The following is a 1,031-nucleotide window of genomic DNA, read 5'->3' as shown; positions in this document are numbered from 1 at the left end:
GCTCAGTAACGTTCTCGAACACCTTGCCGGCATCTTCAGCAGCAGCCGGGACGAGGGCGGTACGAAAGACGCTGCCGCCCTGCTGCGCCAGAGCTTCAGCTATCCGTCCCTGAGCGGCCTGCTGCCCTGGCGCGCCTATGACGAGACCCGGGAGCTCTACGTGAACAGCCGGTCCGTCGGCTTTATTCTGGAGGTGGCGCCCCTGACCGGTGCCAATCAGCAGGTGGTGCAGGCGCTGGACGACCTGCTCCGCAAGAAGCTGCCGCGCAAAACCCCGGTGACCGTGCTGATGGTGGCCAGCAAGTGCGTGGGTGAGATGCTGGACAAGGGACTCAGCCGCGACATGTGGCAGGGCAGCATGGCGCCCCGCCTGAACGCCATCACCAAAGCCTACTGGGAGCGGGCGGCGCTGATGGGGCTGACCAATAAAAACGAGTACCCCCTCTATCTGCGCAACTACCGCGTGTTTCTGGTTTACGGGCAGGCGGGACGGGGCGGGATACGCGCAATGGACGAGGCGGTGCAGCTGCGTGAAACCGTACGCGTGTCGCTGCTGGCCGCAAAGATGGACTCCCTGCGCGTCGGACCGGAAGCCTTTCTTTCGGTGGTGCGTGAACAGCTGAACTATCGCCAGGGGCAGGTGGTCTCCAGCAGCCGTCACTGGAATGGCGATCAGGAACTGCACCGCCAGTGCGTGGATCCCAGCACGGAGCTCGAGGTCCATCCGGGCTACCTGCGGCTCACCACGGCGCGTCAGCGCGAAGACCGGACGCTGGGTGAGGAAGGGGAGTCTGACGTCACCAGCACGCGCATTGTGAGCCTGCAGATGACCAAAACGCCGCTCCAGTTCGCGCTCTGGCAGGCGTCCGACAACCTGCAGAACATGCGCTTCCCCGATCTCGGCATTCCCTGTCCGTTTATCCTGAGCTGGACGGTTTGCGTGGAGGATCAGGTGAAAAGCCAGAACGCCGCGTTCAGCAAAGAGCAGGATCTGGGCAAGAAGGCCGGCACCTCTTACGCGAAGCTGTTCC

General features: G+C 63.6%; 1 protein-coding gene. It reads left to right on the top strand.

All coding sequences use genetic code 11. From position 1 onward, the window contains the following. On the top strand, positions 1-1,031 hold a 1,031-nt coding region (locus CBW22_RS24540; protein ID WP_217899540.1), incomplete at both ends, for a TraC family protein.

The organism is Pantoea sp. VS1 (assembly GCF_002207995.1).
Taxonomy (GTDB): domain Bacteria; phylum Pseudomonadota; class Gammaproteobacteria; order Enterobacterales; family Enterobacteriaceae; genus Pantoea; species Pantoea dispersa.
Note: the sequence above shows the minus strand (reverse complement) of the source record. Positions and strands in the feature narration are given on the sequence as shown.